General features: G+C 58.0%; 8 protein-coding genes, 3 rRNA genes and 1 pseudogene. 4 read left to right on the top strand and 8 right to left on the bottom strand.

Annotated features, from left to right (window positions below):
* Positions 1–58 precede the first annotated feature (58 nt).
* A complete protein-coding gene (locus GYM67_RS00135; RefSeq protein ID WP_220236586.1) occupies positions 59–1,438 on the bottom strand; it encodes an ABC transporter substrate-binding protein in 1,380 nt (459 codons plus the stop codon).
* 93 nt (positions 1,439–1,531) lie between these two features.
* A complete protein-coding gene (locus GYM67_RS00130) occupies positions 1,532–3,838 on the bottom strand; it encodes a glycoside hydrolase family 36 protein (protein WP_258561503.1) in 2,307 nt (768 codons plus the stop codon).
* Between the two features lie 474 nt (positions 3,839–4,312).
* On the opposite strand from GYM67_RS00130, the pseudogene GYM67_RS00125 reads away from it, so the two are divergent.
* Positions 4,313–4,627: pseudogene (locus GYM67_RS00125) on the top strand (nuclear transport factor 2 family protein); the annotation flags it as partial.
* Positions 4,628–4,744: 117 nt separating this feature from the next.
* Here the strand turns inward: GYM67_RS00125 and GYM67_RS00120 are convergent.
* Positions 4,745–5,446 (bottom strand): TetR/AcrR family transcriptional regulator, encoded by a 702-nt coding sequence (locus tag GYM67_RS00120; protein WP_220236584.1) that lies wholly within the window; start codon positions 5,444–5,446, stop codon positions 4,745–4,747.
* Between the two features lie 209 nt (positions 5,447–5,655).
* On the opposite strand from GYM67_RS00120, the gene GYM67_RS00115 reads away from it, so the two are divergent.
* Together GYM67_RS00115 and GYM67_RS00110 are read left to right on the top strand one after the other, a co-directional pair.
* The gene (locus GYM67_RS00115) at positions 5,656–6,972 is read left to right on the top strand and encodes an ABC transporter permease (protein ID WP_220236583.1); all 1,317 of its coding nucleotides are present in this window, start codon (positions 5,656–5,658) and stop codon (positions 6,970–6,972) included.
* Positions 6,969–8,873, top strand: a complete 1,905-nt coding sequence (locus GYM67_RS00110) for an ATP-binding cassette domain-containing protein (protein WP_220236582.1) — start codon at positions 6,969–6,971, stop codon at positions 8,871–8,873. Before GYM67_RS00115 ends, GYM67_RS00110 begins: the two co-directional genes overlap by 4 nt.
* Positions 8,874–9,108: 235 nt before the next feature.
* Here GYM67_RS00110 and GYM67_RS00105 read toward each other — a convergent pair whose 3' ends face one another.
* From GYM67_RS00105 to GYM67_RS00085, 5 genes are all read right to left on the bottom strand, one after another.
* A complete protein-coding gene (locus tag GYM67_RS00105) occupies positions 9,109–10,020 on the bottom strand; it encodes a LysR family transcriptional regulator (protein WP_220236581.1) in 912 nt (303 codons plus the stop codon).
* A gap of 280 nt (positions 10,021–10,300) precedes the next feature.
* Positions 10,301–10,417 (bottom strand): 5S ribosomal RNA (gene rrf / locus GYM67_RS00100).
* 170 nt (positions 10,418–10,587) lie between these two features.
* A 23S ribosomal RNA gene (locus GYM67_RS00095) occupies positions 10,588–13,655 on the bottom strand.
* A gap of 406 nt (positions 13,656–14,061) precedes the next feature.
* Positions 14,062–15,586 (bottom strand): 16S ribosomal RNA (locus GYM67_RS00090).
* Together the 16S, 23S and 5S rRNA genes form the textbook arrangement of a ribosomal RNA operon.
* Positions 15,587–16,112: 526 nt before the next feature.
* Entirely contained in the window at positions 16,113–17,030 is a 918-nt protein-coding gene (locus GYM67_RS00085; RefSeq protein WP_220236580.1) for an alpha/beta fold hydrolase, read from the bottom strand.
* A 482-nt stretch (positions 17,031–17,512) separates the two neighbouring features.
* On the opposite strand from GYM67_RS00085, the gene GYM67_RS00080 reads away from it, so the two are divergent.
* Positions 17,513–20,500, top strand: coding sequence for a glycoside hydrolase family 3 C-terminal domain-containing protein (locus tag GYM67_RS00080; RefSeq protein WP_220236579.1), 2,988 nt, complete (start codon positions 17,513–17,515; stop codon positions 20,498–20,500).
* Positions 20,501–20,521: the final 21 nt, after the last annotated feature.

Raw genomic sequence — 20,521 nt, 5'->3', positions numbered from 1 at the left:
CGTATGAATCCAGGAAAAACGGCCGGAGGAATTACCTATCCCCCGACCGCTGCTTTCCTTAGAAGCCCTTCACCCCCTGGGCCTTGGCTACCTGTGCGAACTGATCCTGCGTGGTCTGGGCGACCTGTTCCGGCGTCATGGTCCCATTAACCATGCTGGCCAGGTTGACATAAAGATCAGGGTTAGCCAGGGCTTGGAGCTGCATGGATCCGACGCTGTGCTGAATGGACTGTGCCGCATCCAGGCTGGCCTGGGGCACAGTGTTCGGCGAATCGACGTTCTTCAGAACCGAAATGATGTTCTGCTGCTTGATGAAAGCCTTGTAGCCATCGGTCATCCAGAAATTGAGGAACTGTCTGGATGCTGCCTCGCGCTTGCTGTCCCCGCTCTTGAAGGCCACGACCCCATTGGAACCATCAGGAATGATGGTGGTATAGTTGCCGTCCTTCGACACTGGGAAGTACCCGATCTTCTTGTCCAGAGCGCTCTTGTCGTTGCCGGCCAAGGCGGAGATGGCCAGGAATTGACTGGCATTGCCGAAGATCATCCCCGTCTTCCCGTCCCACAGGGCCTTTTCCTGGGCGGTGTCCTTAGCCGAGCCAGCATCGGCATTGTAGAGCCCCTTCTTGAAGAGGTCCTGATAATTGGTGATGGCTGCCATGATGTCCTTGCCGGTGAATTTATCCTTGCCCTGGTTCACGCGGTCCCAAAGACCCCCTTGTGCCGCTTCGGCCAATTGGACCTGGACAGCCCACTGCGTGCCCCATTGGGAACCACCCATTTCAAAGAGGGGCGAATCCACGCCAGGGATATCGGCATCTTTGATTTTCTGAGCAGCCGCCACGAACTCGTTCCAGTTCTTGGGTACCGCCTCAAGGCCAGCGGCCTTGAAGACATCCTTGTTGTAATAGACGCCCATAGTCGAAGGCGCGCTCACCATAATCGCATATCTGCTGTTTTTGTAGAGCCCTGCCTCGTCGTCTATACCCTTTTTGTAGTTCTTCTCAAAGGGGGTATTGTCAAGCTTCTGCAGTTTGCCTTGAGCAACCAAACCGGTCATCATGGACCTGGTCGGTTGCCAAAAAGCCAGGTCGGGAGTATCACCGGTCGTGATTTTAGTCTGTGCATTGTTTTCATAGACTTCCGGAATGGTAACCAGATCAACCTTGGCACCCGTAGCTTTTTGGAAATCCTTGATGACTTGAACCGGAATCTTGTTGGCCTGAGGCGAGCTCCAGAACTTCAAAGTCACGCTGTCCAACTTGGCACTCGCCTCGGGCCAGTAGCCAGATGCCTTGGTGTCAGTGTCATCGCTGCTGGCAGCAGGGTTGCCGCATCCAGCTAAAGTGCCCAAGCACAAACCCGCAGCAATCACCAGACCGGCCACGGCTCGAACGGTCTTTTGTGAAGAATCGATCTTCCATTGGATCAACTTCATTGTTTATCCCTTTCCGCCTCCGCCACCCGCTAATGGCGGGATGGCAGGGACATTCTCACTACATCACTCACGTCTTTTCAGACTGAAGGCCAATCACTCACTGATTAAAAGGGTTCTGGCCGTGTACCCTTCTTCGGGCATATGAACTTCTAGACTCCCCCTTTCTCTATGCCAGACATAACGCCAAGAATCCGAATCACCATTACGGTCGGCAAAACGCGGATAGAGAACCTGCATCCTGCAATCCTTGTTTGTGAACATAGGCAGGGGCAGATCGAGATGACCATCCGACGTGCACCTGGCCCAAACAGTGATCAGAACACCATCTCTGGTCCCATCTGCTCCGTAATCGCGTGCATTTCTGATGCCGAGTGCGAGCTTGTCGTCATACCAGCCAGGCAGCCCCAATGGCCAGAAAGGCACACCCGTAGATACCCGGTCGCCGATTACGCGACGGTAGACATCAATCGCATCCTGGACCATATTCAATTGATGCTCCGAGAACCGATTCAGGTACCCCGACAGGAAGAAGTGCCCCAGGAGGGTGTTGGTCAGAGCAAAGCGAAAGCTCTCGTCATCCATATCGGCAGCCGGATACGCCCAATTGCCAGCCTGCTCGGGAAGCATAGCCATAGGCGCTGTAGCACTTATGCTCGCATACCGGCCGAAATCCTGCTGATCCGATGTAGAGAGAAGGTGGAATATAGAAGACTGGGCGAAATCCGTCCGCATGCCTCCAGAGGAGCAGTTTTCGAGGATCAAGTTAGGATGACGACGATACAGCCCCTTTATCCATTCCTGATAGGCCCGGTTGTGACCTAGAAGACCATCACCAGGGCTATCCGAGCGATATGTGGTGCCTGGGCCAGGCATGACATTGTAGTCGAACTTAAAATAGCCGACCCCGAAATCTCCGACAAGCCTGTCGATCACTTCATTCATGTGCCCTATGGTCTGGGGGTTTCTGAAATCGAGCAGATACCTATTCTGTTCCACTACACGATGCCCTGCGTGCTGGAAAAACGCGGAATCCGGCAGCTTCTTGGCCAAGGGACTTTTGATTCCCACAACCTCTGGTTCAAGCCACAAACCTGGTATCATGTGCTCACGCTTAATAGCATCCATGACCTCACCAAGGCCTCCGGGAAATCGGGTCGTAGACGGCTCCCATTCACCGACTGACGGCCACCAATCGCCGGTGTCGTCGTACCAGCCGGCATCGATGCAGAATACTTCAGCACCAATGCTGCCGGCTGCCTTGATCAAAGGCAGCAAGCGGTCTGTGCTTGGATCACCGTTGAGAGTGTTCATATAATCGTTGAAGACGATCTTCGGAGTCTTCAACTTATCCGTCGCAAGATGCCAGCGTCGCCTATAGTTTGTAACAGACTCAACGGCCTGATCAAAGTTGACGGCAGGAGTCACCGAAACAGGTACTGCTGTGAATTGCTGGTCCTTGTGAAGCACCACGGACCAATCATGATTTTTGTAAGTCGGCCCGCTGAGCGCAAAGTATCCCTCGCTTTTTTCGCTTTCGCCCACCTCCCAGCGCCATGGTCCGTTGTGCTCGATCTGAAAGAGCCAGGTGATGTCCTGCTTCGACGAAGTCAGAACACCCATCGGCAGAACTTGCCCTGTGGAAAAAGTCCCCTCCGATACACAGGAGTAGGCACTTTGAGGCGTCCGGCCCACCATGTCATTATTAAGAAGAGGACATATTTCACGGAGTGGCTTCCATGACCAACGTCCCTCACCAAGCCAGTCATTCCGACACTCAGCCAGCTGCCAACCCACCAGCCTGTCCCTAGACTCGTCAAAACCATTCGTTTGTCCGAAGAGCTGGCAATAGGTGGGGAGAGATTCAAGGACCAGGTCGTCTTCCAAGGTGTTTTTAATGCTTGTCGTGACCTTGAACATCAGGTCACCGTCAGCTACCTGGAACAACTGGCTACATTCAATCCCATGTTCCTGGCTTTCCTGGCGTATTTCGAGGTTGCTGACTCCATTCGTATACCAGGTTTTCCAAGAAGCGAATCGCAGAGCATGGCCAAGGGATGTCTCAATAAGCCTACGTCCACAAATTGTATGACCAGCACCGCGACCAGAGACTTCTATCTGTACCATCGGCAGACGACCAGGAAAAGTGATGCGTTGTGTCTTCGGCCCGGAGGTATCGGCAGGCACGCGGCTGGACGATGACCCGACTGATTGTGGCAGGGATGAATACGTCTCATGGTACGGGCTAAAAGTCATGGAAACTAGAGCAACAGGTTGGTCATTTCCGACTTCGAACTCCAGTTGTATACAATTGTTCCCCCACTGTAAGGGTGAAGTTATAGTTGAATCCCATTTTGGTATCGTTACCAATTTGAAGACTTTAGAACTATCCCCGCTCTGCATGGAATCTCCTTACAGCTACATTGCTTTATGAACTAGCTTCTCCCAGTATAACTGGTATCGTTCCCAGCGCAAGTTGCAATTGAGATTAGTATCTGGCTTTCCCGTGGTCCAATCATTCACTAGTCGAACCGGTCTTTTCTCCAGGCTTTACAAGCATTGGGAGAATGAGGGCTTGGAGATTCTCACACCAATTCTGCGGGAATCACAATAACGCCAGCTAGATACCTTGACGGCGAACATCATGATTGGCCGCACCCGGTGATGCAGCCTGATCAGCGCAACTTGGCTTTCTTCCCAGCAGACACCGGACCCCATAGAACCGGACGCACTTACGAAACAGATCGAATAATACCTATCATGAAGAAACTCGAAAGCCTATGTACAGGCAGAAAGCGGAGGTTCATGATGACCGAAAGCGAGACGGCAGCCAACAAATCCCTGGTGCAGGAATTTTACGACTAGGTCTTCAGCCGGGGAGATGCCAGCAACATTGACAGGTTCATGCGGGACGACTATATCCAGCACAACCCCACCTGCGCCGACGGGAAGGCAGGCTTCCTGGAATTCATCAAGGGCTTCCTGTCCTTGGGCCCGCAAATCGAGATCATCAGGCTGAACGGCGAGGACGACATGGTGTACGTCTTCTTCAAGTGCACGCTGAAGAACGGCCATGTCAACAAGGTCTGCGACATCTACCGGCTGCAGGACGGCCAGCTGGCTGAGCACTGGGACGTCATCGAGCACAATGTAGAAGGCATACAATCCCGGAACGGAAACGGCCTGTTCTGACAGATACGTTGATCGGCCTGCATCCTCCCGGCAATCAGGCGCCTTCAACCGAAGATGTCCCGGAGGTTCCGCCGCCATCTGGCCGCGAGACCTGCGGACCTGTTCCTTGGCGCGAACTCACCAGCACAGGTCGGCGTAGAGATATCGATCCAGCGTGGGACCGATGATACGAGCCAGCGCACCAGGCGACATCGAAGCCAGGGGCTCCACCCGGAAAACATCGCGGGCCATTATCAAACCAAGCATCTGCGACCCCACCAGCACCATGCGTTTTTCGATCCTGTCGGTTTTGATGGCTTTGAGCCGGTCACTGGTCAGCTCCCCTCGTACCAGGGCGACCATCAGGTCTCGGGCGTGGTCGTCCCGGCCCGCATTGCGCACGAGTGAAAGGTAGGCCTCGCCAGGTTCGGTCGTTTCCATGAACTTCAGTAAGGCCCTTATCAAGGTAACGCCCAAGGAGCCATCTACGCAGGACGCACGCTTGGCGTCCTGCTGAATGAACAGGTCGAGGAGATGGCTATCCCCGATGATCTGCTGTGCCGCCTTGGTGAAGAGCTCGTCCTTACCGCCGAAATAGTAGTGGATGAGCTTGGGGTCGCAACCTGCACGGCGGGCAATGGCCCGCAGGGTTACCTTGTCGAAGCCCTGACGCGAAAACTCATATCTCGCCGCCGAGAGGATATCATCATAGGTTGTTGACGCCCTCTTTCCTCCGGGTCGGCCACGTCGGTGACGCAGAGATGTTGCGGAAACCTCAACCTCATGAGATTCCGAAGCTTCTTTCCGGCTGATTCCCTCACGAGCTGATTTCTCTGCCATTCCGATCGCTTCTCCTTATTGGGTATCACCGCACCCGGTCAGTCTATCAAGAGAAAACAATATTCACCGCTTGATGAATATAGTGCTATGATTTTATTCGCCAACCAAGGAATTAATGGCTTCGTCATGATTTCCTGTGCAACGGTCAGACCAGGGTCGGCTTCCCGGCGTATGGCCGCTCGCTTGATTCACCAATAAGGAGGTGCACCGTGAAGGCGCTGATCATCAAGGAATTCAGAGAGCTGATGCGCGACAAGCGCACGGTTGCCATGCTGATAGCCATGCCCATCCTGCTCCTGTTCATCTTCGGATACGCCGCCAATTTCTCAGTCGACAGGATCTCCGTTGCCGTCATCGGCGACGGGGCCCAATCCGTGTCCGAGAAGGTCAAGGGTTTTGACGCCGCCAAGGACGGCATGGATATCGTCACCGTGGATCCGACGCAGCACGGCGAAGAGGATGCCACAAGCCTGCTCAGAGACAGGAAGGTCGATGCCGTCATCGTCGTCAGGGAGGACCAGCAGGACCAGGGCAAGGATCTGCTTTCCAACCGGACCAAGGTGTATCTTGATGGTTCCGGCCTCTTCGCTGCACAGTCCGCCAAACGAACTTTCCTCCAGCTGAACGCCGAGGAGGCCAAGGACCAGATAGCCGCCACCAGATCGCAGGCCATGGAATCCCGCAAGGCTGCGGCCCAGCAGGAGAAGCAGGGCCTGCAGGACTATCTGAGACAGATGCAGAATTACCAGAGCCAGGCACAGGCCGCTGCGACTCAGGGCCAACCCGCCCCGCCCATGCCTGCCCCACCGCAGTTGGATCCGGTTCAGGTACCGGAAGCCGACCTGCCCGACCAGGCAAGTGCAACCGAGACGGGAAAGGACAACGTGACCGTCCTCTTCAACCCGGACCTGAAGACCTCCTTCGTTATGATTCCCGGACTGATTGGCCTGATCATGACCCTGATCGGCACCATGATCACCAGCATCGGCCTGGTCCGCGAGCGCGAGCAGGGCACCTTGGAACAGCTGGCGGTCATGCCTCTGAAGCCCGGAGCGGTCATCATCGGCAAGATCGCCCCCTACCTGCTTCTGGCCCTGATCGACATGGCCATCATCACGCTGATTGGCATGGCCGTTTTCGACCTGCCCTTCCGAGGTGATATCTGGGTCTTCCTGCTAGGGACCTTACTCTTCCTTTTTGTGGTCCTGGGACTGGGCATCTTCATCTCAACCGTGTCACAGAACTCAGGTCAGGCCGTACAGATGGCCATGATGCTGGTCATGCCGCAGATGCTGCTGAGTGGCATCATCTTCCCCCTGGAGTCCATGGCCGCCTCGGTGCGCTGGATCGGCTACCTCCTGCCACTCACCTGGTTCAACGAACTGGCCCAGGGCACCATGCTGCGCGGTGCCTCCTGGGGATCCCTCTGGCTTCCACTGGTCATCCTGGCTGGTGAGGCCACCGTCATCTTCTCAGCCGCCACTCTGCGGCTGCGCAATGTACTGACCCATGGGGGTGCACGATGAACCGTGAGCCTGTAACCCTCGACAAGGCCAGGGTCTCCTACGGGGTCATCCATGCCCTCCAGGGATTCTCCGGGAGCTTCCTCCCCGGCCAGGTAACGGCATTGACCGGTGGGGACGGGGCAGGCAAATCCACCCTGCTCAAGCTGCTGGCCGGACGGGCCCCTTTGCAATCAGGAAGCGTCCACGGCCTGCCCGACAAGAAGGACATAGGGTATCAGCCTGCGGATTCGGGCGTCTGGCGCGACATGTCGGTCATCGAGAACATGCGTTTCATCGCCTCGGCCTATCGGATGGATTCCAGCCTGGCTCGGAACAGGATAGAAGGCCTCCTGGCCGACGCCGGCCTCACCTATGCCCGAGATACGACGGGACGGAACCTGTCCGGAGGAATGCGTCAGAAGCTCGGCTTCATCATGGCCACCCTGCATGAGCCCGACCTCCTGCTCCTGGATGAGCCGACGACCGGGGTCGACCCCGCCAGTCGCGAAGGAATCTGGACCCTGATCTCGGCCCAGGCGGCGGATGGAAAGACGGTGGTCTTCGCCACCACCTATCTGGACGAGGCCGAACGGTGCGCCAGCCTTTATCTGATGAACGACGGCAAGGTTCTTGCCCAAGGCAGGGCCGAGGACATCTGCGCCAAGGCCCCCGGCAGACTCTGGCAGGCCCCGGCTTCGGTCGGGAAGCAAATGACCCGGGATTCGTTCTTCGGATCCAGTCTCCAGGACAGGCCCGCCCCCTCGGCCTTCCACAACTGGCGCAGGGCCGATACGGCTCTGGCCTGGACCGCAGCAGGTGATGAGAGGACCCCGGAAGGGTTCACTAGGACCGGTTTCGACTTGGAAAACGCCAGCATCGCCTATCTGCTCCAGGATGACCAGGGCGGACTGCCGATCAAACCCCGGGCCGCGGCACCGAATGTGGACACCGCCAATCACCCCCAGCAGACGGGATCCGAAAGGAACGACGACCGCCAGCCAGGCGGGGAACCTGGCGAACCTGGTGGAAAAGGTCCAGGAAACACCACGGATCGGGTACTGATCCAGGCCACGGACCTGATCAAGCAGTTCGGATCCTTCACAGCCCTGAACGATGTCTCCCTCCAAGTCAAGCCCGGTCAGATCATCGGTCTGATCGGTGGGAATGGTGCGGGCAAAACCACGCTCATGCGCATTCTCCTGGGGCTGGAACAGGCCAACCAGGGATCCGCCCTCCTGCTTGGCGGGCCCCCTTCCTTGGAATCACGCAGACGAATCGGTTACGTTCCCCAAGGCATGGGGCTCTACCCCACCCTCACGGCATGGCAGAACGCACAGTTCACAGCCGACGTTTACGGCACAAGCCCACAGGGATGGACCGCCAAGTACGCCCGCTCCCTGGGCCGGACGCCGGTGGGCAATCTGCCCCTGGGTGCCCAACGGCTGCTTGCCTACACCCTGGCCGCCGGCCATGACACGGACCTGCTCATCCTGGACGAGCCAACCTCAGGGATGGATCCCGTCTCCCGCATGAGGCTCTGGCGTGAACTCCACCGGAAGGCCGATCAGGGCGTAGGTGTCCTGGTCACCACCCATTACATGGCCGAAGCCAGCCAATGCGACCAATGCGTGGTCTTGGCACATGGCCAGGTCCAGGCGAGGGGCGACGTGGAGCAGATTGTCGGCAGCCACCACTCCCTAGTCATCAAGACGGAGGAATGGGAGCAGGCGCTGAAGCTTCTGACCGCAGCAGGCCTGCCTGTCTCCATGGACGGACGCACTCTCCGCGCCATCGACGCTGACGAAAACAGAGTGAAGGAGGTCCTGAAACCTCTCGGGACCGCCTATGAACTGACCAGGTCGCCGGCCCGGCTGGATGAGATCCTCACACTCACCTCCCAGCCGGCACAGGACAAGCACTGAGCGCCCTTCGCGGAACCGCAGCCTTCAGCGGAGCCGCGATTTGGTCTCCCTGATGCCGAAAACGGATCAGGGAGACCGAGCTCTCACCTAATTGCCCTGGGTAGATCTCGATGACCTTCGCATTCACGCCCAGGGACCCATCCTCATTTCAGAGCTCACAATTCAATACCCTAGCCGCACGAATCAGATTAGTGGACGCGCCAGGGCCGGCAACGGTCAGGCCAGAAATCACCTTTCATCCTGAGACAGCTGAACGGAAGTACTCGATGAATTCCTCCGCTGCAGGACTCAGCATCCGTTCCTTACGCCATGCAAAGAGACAGGAGTGGTCTTGGCCGGTTCGAGGGCCAGGAACCGCGTTCCTGACGGGTTGCGATTGACTGTTGACCCCTCCAAGGGTAAGAGCAGCGCCCATCCCGTCCCTGACCAGGGACAGTACGTTGAAGATGAGGTTAAAGCTCCCGACGATATGAAGTCCATGAATCGGGGTCTGCGCCCACTCTGCCAGCATTTCGGGAATCCCATCCCTGCCGGGAACCAGTAAGGGACTTGAAAGAATGTCGGCTCTGGTCAATGCGGACTTTTCCGCAAGAGGGGAACGATCAGACACCTGGAATCCCCAGTTCTCCACTTCCGGCATCGGGAGTGAGGCATATCGACCAATATTCACCGGTTCCAGGAGAATGGCCATATCCAAGAGGCCCTTGTCAAGCTGATCAATGATTATGTCGCTCGACCCACTGATGATATTGAAGGAGACCAAGGGATGACGTCTGAAGAATCCTTCGACGACCCTTGCCAAGGTATCCGAACCCATGGCCTCGACCGCCCCGATTGATATCCGACCGGTGAACAGTCGACTTTGATTTGATTCAAACTCAGTGACGGTGTCGTGCGTCAGTTGCAGTATCTCGTCCGCCCTGTTCTGCAAGAATCGGCCTGCTGGGGTCAGCGTGAGTTGACGCTGGTCACGAATCACGAGCTTGGCCCCCAGCTCATCTTCCAAGGACTTCAGTTGACGACTCAGCGTGGGTTGCGTAATTTGCAAACGCTCAGCAGCCGCCGTGATGCTTCCCTCTTGGGCAATCACCGAGAAGTACCGGAGAAGTCGTAATTCCACGGATTCCTCCTTATCCCTGCTGCCCACAGCTCCGCTGTATAAGGAAATATTGCACCAACCATAATAATCAGAGCACCATAGGAAGCCACTTTGTGCAAGCGACTGAACTTACCTCGAAGCATAAGGTGACTGACTTCCGATCGGTCATCGGCTAGAAACTCATGTGGTTTTGAAAAAGGAGGAAGGCTCGTGTGTGTGGGGTTCGGGCTGGCTTGTGGGGGGTTCGGGTCGTCTGTGGTGGTGGCCGGATATGAGAAGAGGACCATCAGGGTGTTGCCCCTGGTGGTCCTCTTGTGTTTACGTGTAGTGGCGGCGGTGTGCTACTCTCCCACACTCTTCCGGGTGCAGTACCATTGCCGTGCTGGGTCTTAGCTTCCGGGTTCGGAATGGGACCGGGCGTCTCCCCCAGGCCATGACCGCCGCGAATCTTCTGTTCTGCCGTTCCCTGTTTGAAGGGGAGCGGGGTTTCCTGGCGGTTTGGGGACCGGATGGCGGACGCGTGTTTCGTGTTCGATCGCCTGTGGCTGTCCGTGCTATTGCCGCAGGCCGTGTACGCAGTCGGGTTGATGCCGCCGCCCTTCCATGAGGGCGGGTGTTGTGTTGTCTTCGACCATTAGTGCCGGTCGGCTCCGCCCCTTGCGGGGTGTCCACGTCCGGTCTATCGACCATGTGTTCTGCATGGGGTCTTCAGAAGCCCGGAGGCTTCATGGAATCCTTATCTTGGAGGGGGCTTCCCGCTTAGATGCTTTCAGCGGTTATCCCATCCGAACGTAGCCAACCGGCCGTGCCGCTGGCGCGACAACCGGCATACCAGAGGTTCGTCCACCCAGGTCCTCTCGTACTATGGGCAGGGCTCCTCAAGATTCCAATGAGCGCAGAGGATAGAGACCAAACTGTCTCACGACGTTCTGAACCCAGCTCGCGTGCCGCTTTAATCGGCGAACGGCCGAACCCTTGGGACCTGCTCCAGCCCCAGGATGCGACGAGCCGACATCGAGGTGCCAAACCATCCCGTCGATATGGACTCTTGGGGATGATCAGCCTGTTATCCCCGGGGTACCTTTTATCCGTTGAGCGATGCCGCGTCCGTACGCCGGCACCGGATCACTATCTCCGACTTTCGTCCCTGCTCGACCCGTCGGTCTCGCAGTCAAGCTCCCTTGTGCGATTGCACTCAACACCCGATTGCCAACCGGGCTGAGGGAACCCTTGGGCGCCTCCGTTACTCTTTGGGAGGCAACCGCCCCAGTTAAACTACCCGCCAGGCACTGTCCCTGGCCGGGATGACCGGCCGAGGTTAGAGGCCAGATGAGGACAGAGCGGTATTTCACATTCCGGCTCCACGAATGCTGGCGCACCCGCTTCGAAGCCTCCCGCCTATGCTACACAGTCCGCACCTAACGCCAATACCAAGGTATAGTAAAGGTCCCGGGGTCTTTTCGTCCTTCTGCGCTTAACGAGCATCTTTACTCGTACTGCAATTTCGCCGAGCTCCTGGTCGAGACAGTGGGGAAGTCGTTACGCCATTCGTGCAGGTCGGAACTTACCCGACAAGGAATTTCGCTACCTTAGGATGGTTATAGTTACCACCGCCGTTTACCGGGGCTTGAATTCACCGCTGCCCCCCCGAAGGGGATGACGGATCCTCTTAACCTTCCGGCACCGGGCAGGCGTCAGTGCATATACAGCGACTTACGTCTTCGCATGCACCTGTGTTTTTGGTAAACAGTCGCTACCCCCTGGTCTGTGCCGCCCCCCACGGCTCCGCGCGCGAAGCGCCTCACCGCAAAGGGCCTCCCTTATACCGAAGGCACGGGAGTGATTTGCCGAGTTCCTTGACCAGGATTCGCTCGATCGCTTTGGTATACTCTACCTGACCACCAGTGTCGGTTTAGGGTACGGGCGGCGCCACTCCTCACGCCGAAGCTTTTCTCGACGGAACGGCACACCGGATTCGGGGCACAAGACCCCCCATCATCACACCTCGCGCTCATGCCGGGCGGATTTGCCTGCCCGACGCGCCGCATGCTTGACCACGGATAACCACCACCGCGGCCCGGCTCCCGTTCCGTGTCACTCCTGCGCTACCCGCCACGCATCCACACGCCGGTCCCGCATCATCGGACGGTCCGAAGACCATCACCCGACACAGGTAAGGGCATGCTTCCACGTCTTGGATTGGACGGCTTGACGCCGGTAGGAGAATATCGACTCCTTCATCCATTCGACTACGCCTGTCGGCCTCGCCTTAGGACCCGACTCACCCGGGGACGACGAACGTGGCCCCGGAACCCTTGGTCATCCAGCGGACGGGATTCTCACCCGCCTCTCGCTACTCATGTCTGCATTCTCACTTCCACGCGGTCCACGGCCGGCTCACGCCGCCGCTTCGCCCCACGCGGAACGCTCTCCTACCCAGCACAGCAAACTGCGCTGCCGCGTCTTCGGTGGCGTGCTTGAGCCCCGCTACATTATCGGCGCGGAACCACTAGACCAGTGAGCTGTTACGCACTCTTTCAAGGATGGCTGCTTCTGAGCCAACCTCCTGGCTGTCTATGCGACTCCACATCCTTTCCCACTTAGCACGCGCTTAGGGACCTTAGACGACGATCTGGGCTGTCTCCCTCTCGACGACGGAGCTTATCCCCCGCCGACTCACTGCCGCGATACACCTCTCACGTATTCGGAGTTTGGCTGCTGTCGGTACCCGATACGGGCCCTCAAGCATCCAGTAGCTCTACCCCATGGAGGCACTCACACGACGCTGCACCGAAATGCATTTCGGAGAGAACCAGCTATCACGGAATTTGATTGGCCTTTCACCCCTAGCCCCAGGTCATCGGCCCGGTTTTCAACCCAGGTCCGTTCGGTCCTCCACGCGGTCTTACCCGCGCTTCAACCTGCCCAGGGCTAGATCATCCCGCTTCGGGTCCAGGACACGCGACTGGAACGCCCTTATCGGACTCGCTTTCGCTACGGCTGCCCCACACGGGTTAGCCTCGCCACGCACCACTGACTCGCAGACTCATTTTTCGATAGGCACGCCGTCACCCCGAAAGGCTCCGACGGATTGTAGGCACACGGTTTCAGAAACTCTTTCACTCCCCTCCCGGGGTGCTTTTCACCTTTCCCTCACGGTACTCGTACGCTATCGGTCAGACAGGAATATTCAGGCTTACCCCACGGTCGGGGCGGATTCACACGGGATTCCACGAGTCCCGCGCTACTTGGGAACAAGAACCGGCAGGCAGCGCACCTTCGGCTACGGGGCCATCACCCTCTACGGCCGGGAATTCAATCCCGTTCGCCTCACACGCCGCTTTATCACTGCCGCCGGGCCCGTCGGAGCCCGGACGCCAAGTCCCACAACACCCATGCCGCAACCCCCGACGGGTCTCACACGGCACCGGTTTGGCCATCATCCGCTTTCGCTCGCCACTACTCACGGAATATCCTTTCCTGCAGGTACTGAGATGTTTCACTTCCCTGCGTACCCCCCGCACGAATGCGGTGCCGGCCCATCACGGCCGGCGGGTTACCCCATTCGGACACCCTCGGATCAAAGCCCTGTCGGCGGCTCCCCGAGGCCTATCGCGGCCCCACGCGTCCTTCATCGGTCCTGTCTGCCAAGGCATCCACCATGCGCCCTTGCCGACAACACGACCACAGGCCATGCCACGACAACAACAACTGCGAACTGCCAGACGACAAATCATCACACTAAACGATCACAAAACGATCGACCCGAACCCACCAAACATGGGCCCGGACGAAACAATACAGCAGACAGCCGGCACAAAAACCAGCCATCCGCTCGCGTCCACTATCCAGTTCTCAAACCACCAGCACGCCGCCAGCACCCGCACAAGGCAACACCCCGAACAGGAAACCAACGGGCGACAGGAACACCACCCACACCAGGGTGGCGGTCCGGGAACCCAACAGCGCATCCATGCCACAGCCTTCAAACCGTTCCACGCCAGCACGCCCACGCCAGCCAGCCAACCGGCCGGCCCACAGGCACGACCCCCACGCAAACCACGCAGAGGAATTTCATAATCTCCGTAGAAAGGAGGTGATCCAGCCGCACCTTCCGGTACGGCTACCTTGTTACGACTTAGTCCCAATCGCGGACCTCACCTTAGACGGCTCCCCCCCTCACGGGTTGGGCCACCGGCTTCGGGTGCTGCCCACTTTCATGACTTGACGGGCGGTGTGTACAAGGCCCGGGAACGCATTCACCGCGGCGTTGCTGATCCGCGATTACTAGCGACTCCGCCTTCACGGAGCCGGGTTGCAGGCTCCGATCCGAACTGAGACCGGTTTTCAGGGATCCGCTCCATGTCACCATGTCGCATCCCGCTGTACCGGCCATTGTAGCATGCGTGAAGCCCTGGACGTAAGGGGCATGATGATCTGACGTCATCCCCACCTTCCTCCGGGTTAACCCCGGCGGTCCCCCGTGAGTTCCCGGCATGACCCGCTGGCAACACGAGGCGAGGGTTGCGCTCGTTGCGGGACTTGACCCAACATCTCACGACACGAGCTGACGACGACCATGCACCACCTGTGAACCGGCCCCGAAGGGAAGCCGCGTCTCCGCAGCCGTCCGGCACATGTCAAGCCCAGGTAAGGTTCTTCGCGTTGCATCGAATTAATCCGCATGCTCCGCCGCTTGTGCGGGCCCCCGTCAATTTCTTTGAGTTTTAGCCTTGCGGCCGTACTCCCCAGGCGGGATGCTTAACGCGTTAGCTCCGACACGGAACCCGTGGAACGGGCCCCACATCCAGCATCCACCGTTTACGGCGTGGACTACCAGGGTATCTAATCCTGTTCGCTCCCCACGCTTTCGCTCCTCAGCGTCAGTGACGGCCCAGAGACCTGCCTTCGCCATCGGTGTTCTTCCCGATATCTACACATTCCACCGTTACACCGGGAATTCCAGTCTCCCCTACCGCACTCCAGTCCGCCCGTACCCGGCGCCGATCCACCGTTAAGCGATGGACTTTCACACCAGACGCGACGAACCGCCTACGAGCTCTTTACGCCCAATAAATCCGGATAACGCTTGCACCCTACGTATTACCGCGGCTGCTGGCACGTAGTTAGCCGGTGCTTATTCGAAAGGTACACTCACTCTCGCTTGCTCCCAATCAAAAGCGGTTTACAACCCGAAGGCCGTCATCCCGCACGCGGCGTCGCTGCATCAGGCTTTCGCCCATTGTGCAATATTCCCCACTGCTGCCTCCCGTAGGAGTCTGGGCCGTATCTCAGTCCCAATGTGGCCGGTCGCCCTCTCAGGCCGGCTACCCGTCGAAGCCTTGGCAGGCCATCACCCCGCCAACAAGCTGATAGGACGCGACCCCATCCCATGCCGGTAAACCCTTTCCCACGCCATCATGCGACAGCGCGGAGCATCCGGCATTACCACCCGTTTCCAGGAGCTATTCCGAAGCATGGGGCAGGTTGGTCACGCATTACTCACCCGTTCGCCACTCTCACCGCCAAGCAAGCTTGACGGATCCCGTTCGACTTGCATGTGTTAAGCACGCCGCCAGCGTTCATCCTGAGCCAGAATCAAACCCTCCACAAAAAAACATGAAGAAGCCCAAAACAGCTCACATCAATAATTGACGGGCCAGCTTCCATAAGGAGGAAACCAACCCACGAAAAACCCCGACACCCCTCACAACGCTCCCACGTACCCGACAACAGCCGGGCGGGCATCGGACTGGCAATCAAAAAGCTATAAGTAGCACAAACACGCTCTTGAGTTCTCAAACCACCACCACACCAACAGCACCAAACCCTCCAAAGAGAACTCAACACTGCCGGGCAGCAAGAAGTAAACTTACACGAACTTGGGTTGTCCCGCAAATTGGCATAGAAAATTATCGAGGGATCCCAATGATACCGGGGATTCTACGGCGTGTCGATTTTCATCGACATAGTCCCCGTCTCATCGACCTTCGTCTATCCAGGAACCCCGCACACTCTTCAGCGAGGCTCAAACCTATCTCTTCAATGACTCATATTAGTAGATTTAGTACCAGGAGGATCTATTTCCACCCTGCAGATGAGCCCCAACGACGAGGCAACCATTCCTGCTTAATCATGCGCTACAGGCAGATGGCTTTAACCATTGCCGCGAAGCGTTCTGGCTCATCCCACTGCGGGCAGTGCCCGGACCGGCCAAAGCGGATAAACCGATGCGGGCTTTTCAATCCATCTGCGAACCGCGCAACCAGACTGCCCGGCAGATGACGGTCATATTTGCCGCTGATGAAATAGACCGGCGCCCCGAAGGAGGTTTGCCCGCTGAAATCGACTCGCTCCAGCTCGGCATTCAAGCGTGCCCGGGATTGAGCCACGCCCTTGGCATGGTTGAGCAGACGCGGCCAGTTGTAGTAGGGCGAGCGCAGATAAGCCATGATCCGTTCCAAGGATCTGAACAGCATGGCAGCCCCGCCACGAGACAGCAACTCATCGATCATCAGCACCATGTCGGCAGCCCCGCTCTCTCTGCTGACGATCGAACCGAGCTGGGAACCCGAACTCTGTTTCCCCCAATGCCGTCTTAAGCGAAGAGCGGCGCGCATGCTGACAACCTGTCCAAGGCCGATGTAGCAGCGAATAAGAGAGGGATACCGCTTCACCATCTCCAGCCCCAGGACGCTGCCCCATGAATGGCCGATGAGAATGAGGGAATCATGCCCGTAGGCGTGAAGAAGCTCAAGCACAAACTGGTGAACATCCTCGACCATCGAATCAATGGTCACCACCTCGCCGGGTGCAAAAGGATGGTAGGACAGCCCGCTGCCCCGCTGATCCAGGTTGATGAAGCGGAAATCCCGCTCCAAGGCCGCGTTGTAGCGCATGGTCAACGGAATGCAGGCATCGCCGGGACCGCCATGCAGATAAAGGACGATAGGGGCAGAACGAGGTGCCAGATTCATCGAGAAAACCAGGCGTGTGCCATTGATCTGTGCCCTATATAAGCGAGAGCGACTGGGAACCACGTCGGCACGACTAGTCATGGAGTTATTTTATCTGTACCCTTATCTATCTCTTGCCTTATGGCTGCACACTGGCCCCCTCCCTCTAGGCACGGAACTAGAAACATTCAATTGCGACATAGCCCGTTTCTTTAAGGGTCGCCCGGCATCATCGCGGTCCCGGACGATTCCGTTCCGACAGTTTGCCGTTCGCCGCAAAAGGAAGCTGCTCCATATGTGCCCTGCCAAGCAAAACCAGACGAGGACCAGTCCTAATCACACGCAAATAAACGGCACGAAACAAGTCAGGTTATGCGGCAAATTCGACAGTTCACGCATATGCCACCACAAGAGGCGTCATCAATGATTGACTGTAGTTGTGGCATAAAGGCGTGTCGATGCAGCTGAAGATCGCTCGCCCACCCAGGATGCGGATCACAGTTCAAGCGCTCCGTCTTCTTCGTGACCGGCCCATAGTCGCGGCCGGGTGAAGCTTCGGCAGAGAATAGAGGAAAATAGCGAACATGTTCAGTGTCAATCTGAGCGATGTGGTCGCCGTACTCAAGTCGCTGATACCCCAGTTGGTGGTCATCGGCGTCTTTCTGGTACTGGCCCTGCTGATCACGATCGCCGTGAACAAGCACACCGTCAAAACCGTAGCCAACCGGAAGATGATTCACTCCCAGTCCTGGCTGGTGGCCTTCGTGGCTGTCGTTGCAGCCTTGGCGACCATGCTCCTGGGGCCCTTGTCCAACCTGATAACCAAGTCCACCAACAAACATGAGCTACAGCCTGCGACGGTGGCGGCCGCGCGCAACCTAGCCGAGGACATCCAGCGCGAATCCGTCACCATGCTGCAGAATTCCGATGGGACCTTACCCCTGAAGTCCAACAAGGTCAACGTCTTCGGATGGGCCTCGACCAACCCAGTCTATGGCGGCACAGGTTCCGGCTCCATGTCAGCCGACAATCCCACCACCAGCCTGCTCGATGGCATCTCCTCAGCCGGACTGAAGACCAACAAGGAGCTGAGCGATTTCTATACCAAGTACCGGGCAGACCGCCCCAAGGTCGAGATGTTCGCCCAGGACTGGACCCTGCCCGAGCCCACAGCTGACAAGTACACCAGCAAGCTCATGGATGATGCCAAGCAGTTCTCCGACACCGCTGTGGTGGTCATCGGCCGAGTCGGCGGCGAGGGCGCCGACCTGCCGAAGGACATGAGGGCCAAGGACATCACTTATCACGACAACGACAAGGCCAACCCGGACTTCAAGGAGGGCCAGAGCTTCCTCGAGTTGTCCAAGCCTGAAAGCGACATGATCGCCAAGGTCGCCAGCTCCTTCAACAAGGTGGTCCTGGTTTACAACGGAGCCAACACCTTCAACCTGAACTTTGTGGGTCAATATCCGCAGATCAAGTCCGTCCTCTGGTGCCCGCCCCCGGGGCAGGCCGGCTTCACCGCCCTGGGCGAGGTCTTGAAAGGCAAGGTCAACCCTTCGGGCAAGACCTCCGACACCTTCGTGCGCGACCTGACCAAGACACCGACCTACAACAACTTCGGCTCATTCACCTACACCAACATGGACGACCACAAGGCCTCCTTCACCGGATTCACCGGCAAACCCGAAACCAGTACACCCACCTTCGTGGACTACAACGAGGGCATCTATGTGGGCTACCGCTTCTGGGAGACCGCGGCCAAGGAAGGCCTGATCAACTACGACCAGATGGTCCAGTACCCCTTCGGATACGGCCTGTCATACACCACCTTCAGCCAGAAGATGGGACCGATCCATCATGCTGACGGGAAGATCTCCTTCGACGTGACCGTCACCAACACCGGCGCCAAGGCCGGCCGCGACACGGTCCAGACCTACTTTGAGCCCCCCTATGTCAACGGGGGCATAGAGAAGGCCAGCGCCAACCTGGTCTCCTTCAAGAAGACCAAGACCCTGGATCCCGGCAAGAGCCAGACCATCACTGTGAACTTCAAGGACGAGGACATGGCCTCCTATGATGCCGACCATGCCAAGGCCTACGTGCTGGATCAGGGTGACTACGGCATCTCCATCCGTTCCGACTCCCATCGTCCGATCCAGTCCGACACGGTCAACATCGCCCAGACAGTCACCTATGACAAGAGCAATCCCCGCTCCGTCGACAAGGTCGCGGCCACCAACAGGTTCGACGATGCCAAGGGTACGGTGACTTATCTGTCCCGGGCCAACCACTTCGCCAACTATCAGGATGCAGTAGCGGCACCCAAGAGCACCGAACTGCCTGAGGAGGCCAAGGCCCACTTCTACAACAACAGCAACTATGATCCCAAGAAGTTCGACAACGACAGCGACAAGATGCCCACGACAGGCGCCAAGAACAACGTCAGGCTCTACCAGCTGCGCGACAAGAAGTACGACGATCCCATGTGGGACAAGCTGCTGGACCAGCTCAACGTCAAGGACATGGACAGCCTGATCGCCATGAGCGGCTATGGCACGCAAGCCGTCAAGGGCATCGGCAAGATCGAGCTCACCGACGCTGATGGACCAGCCGCCCTGAACAACAACTTCACCAAGGTCGGCTCCCTGGGCTTCCCCTCATCCACCTCCCTGGCCTGCACCTGGAACCCCGGTCTGGCAACCCGCTACGGCGAGATGATCGGCACCATGGCCCATGATATGGATGTCTCCGGCTGGTATGCGCCGGCCTTCAACATCCACCGCAGCGCCTTCTCCGGACGTAATTTCGAGTACTTCTCCGAGGACCCCGAAATCAACGCAGTCATGGGATCCAACGAGGTTGCGGCAGCCCGGTCCAAGGGCGTCTACGCCTTCATGAAGCACTTCGCCATGAACGACCAGGAGACCAACCGCACCAACATGCTGGCCACCTGGGCCAACGAGCAGACCATCCGCGAGATCTACCTGAAGCCATTCCAGGCTGCTGTGGTCAAGGGCGGCGCCCAGGCTGCCATGAGCTCCTTCAACTACATCGGCACTACCTACGTGGCCGCTTACGCGCCGCTGATGCAGGATGTGCTGCGCGGCGAGTGGGGCTTCCGCGGCATGGTGCTGACCGACTACTTCGGCGTCTATGGTTACCAGAACGCCGATCAGTTGATCCGTAACGGGAACGACGCCATGCTGGCCACCACCGAGGTGACCAACCATGTCAAGGACAAGAGCGCCACTTCGGTCAAGGCCATGCGCCAGGCCAGCCACAACATCCTCTATACGGTTGTGCACGGCTACAAGTACGCCAACGGCGACCCCAAGGTGCAAACACCAGCCTGGCAGATCGCCCTCTACGTGGCGCTGGTTGTGCTGGCCCTTATCTTCCTGGCCCTGGAGTACCTGGCCTTCAGAAGATTCAAGGCACGGCGCAGCGCTGTCGACGTGGGCACCCTGAGCGATCTGGCGGACGATGCCCGGAAGACCCGCGCCCAGGATCCGGCCAGCATGGAGTCCACGCCGTCCGAGGACAGTTCCAACCAGGGGCCGACGGCCTGATCCTCCATCTCTGTCGATTCG

The organism is Bifidobacterium asteroides, assembly GCF_019469425.1.
In the GTDB taxonomy this organism is placed as follows: domain Bacteria; phylum Actinomycetota; class Actinomycetes; order Actinomycetales; family Bifidobacteriaceae; genus Bombiscardovia; species Bombiscardovia asteroides_I.
The sequence above is the reverse complement of the archived record's forward strand: the minus strand, read 5'-3'. Positions and strand labels throughout refer to the sequence as shown.

Excerpts from the sequence above, each read along its gene's own strand:
- GYM67_RS00135 (WP_220236586.1), bottom strand. The coding sequence starts at position 1,438 with ATGAAGTTGATCCAATGGAAGATCGATTCTTCACAAAAGACCGTTCGA.
- GYM67_RS00130 (WP_258561503.1), bottom strand. The coding sequence starts at position 3,838 with ATGCAGAGCGGGGATAGTTCTAAAGTCTTCAAATTGGTAACGATACCA.
- GYM67_RS00120 (WP_220236584.1), bottom strand. The coding sequence starts at position 5,446 with ATGGCAGAGAAATCAGCTCGTGAGGGAATCAGCCGGAAAGAAGCTTCG.
- GYM67_RS00110 (WP_220236582.1), top strand. The coding sequence starts at position 6,969 with ATGAACCGTGAGCCTGTAACCCTCGACAAGGCCAGGGTCTCCTACGGG.
- GYM67_RS00085 (WP_220236580.1), bottom strand. The coding sequence starts at position 17,030 with ATGACTAGTCGTGCCGACGTGGTTCCCAGTCGCTCTCGCTTATATAGG.
- GYM67_RS00080 (WP_220236579.1), top strand. The coding sequence starts at position 17,513 with ATGTTCAGTGTCAATCTGAGCGATGTGGTCGCCGTACTCAAGTCGCTG.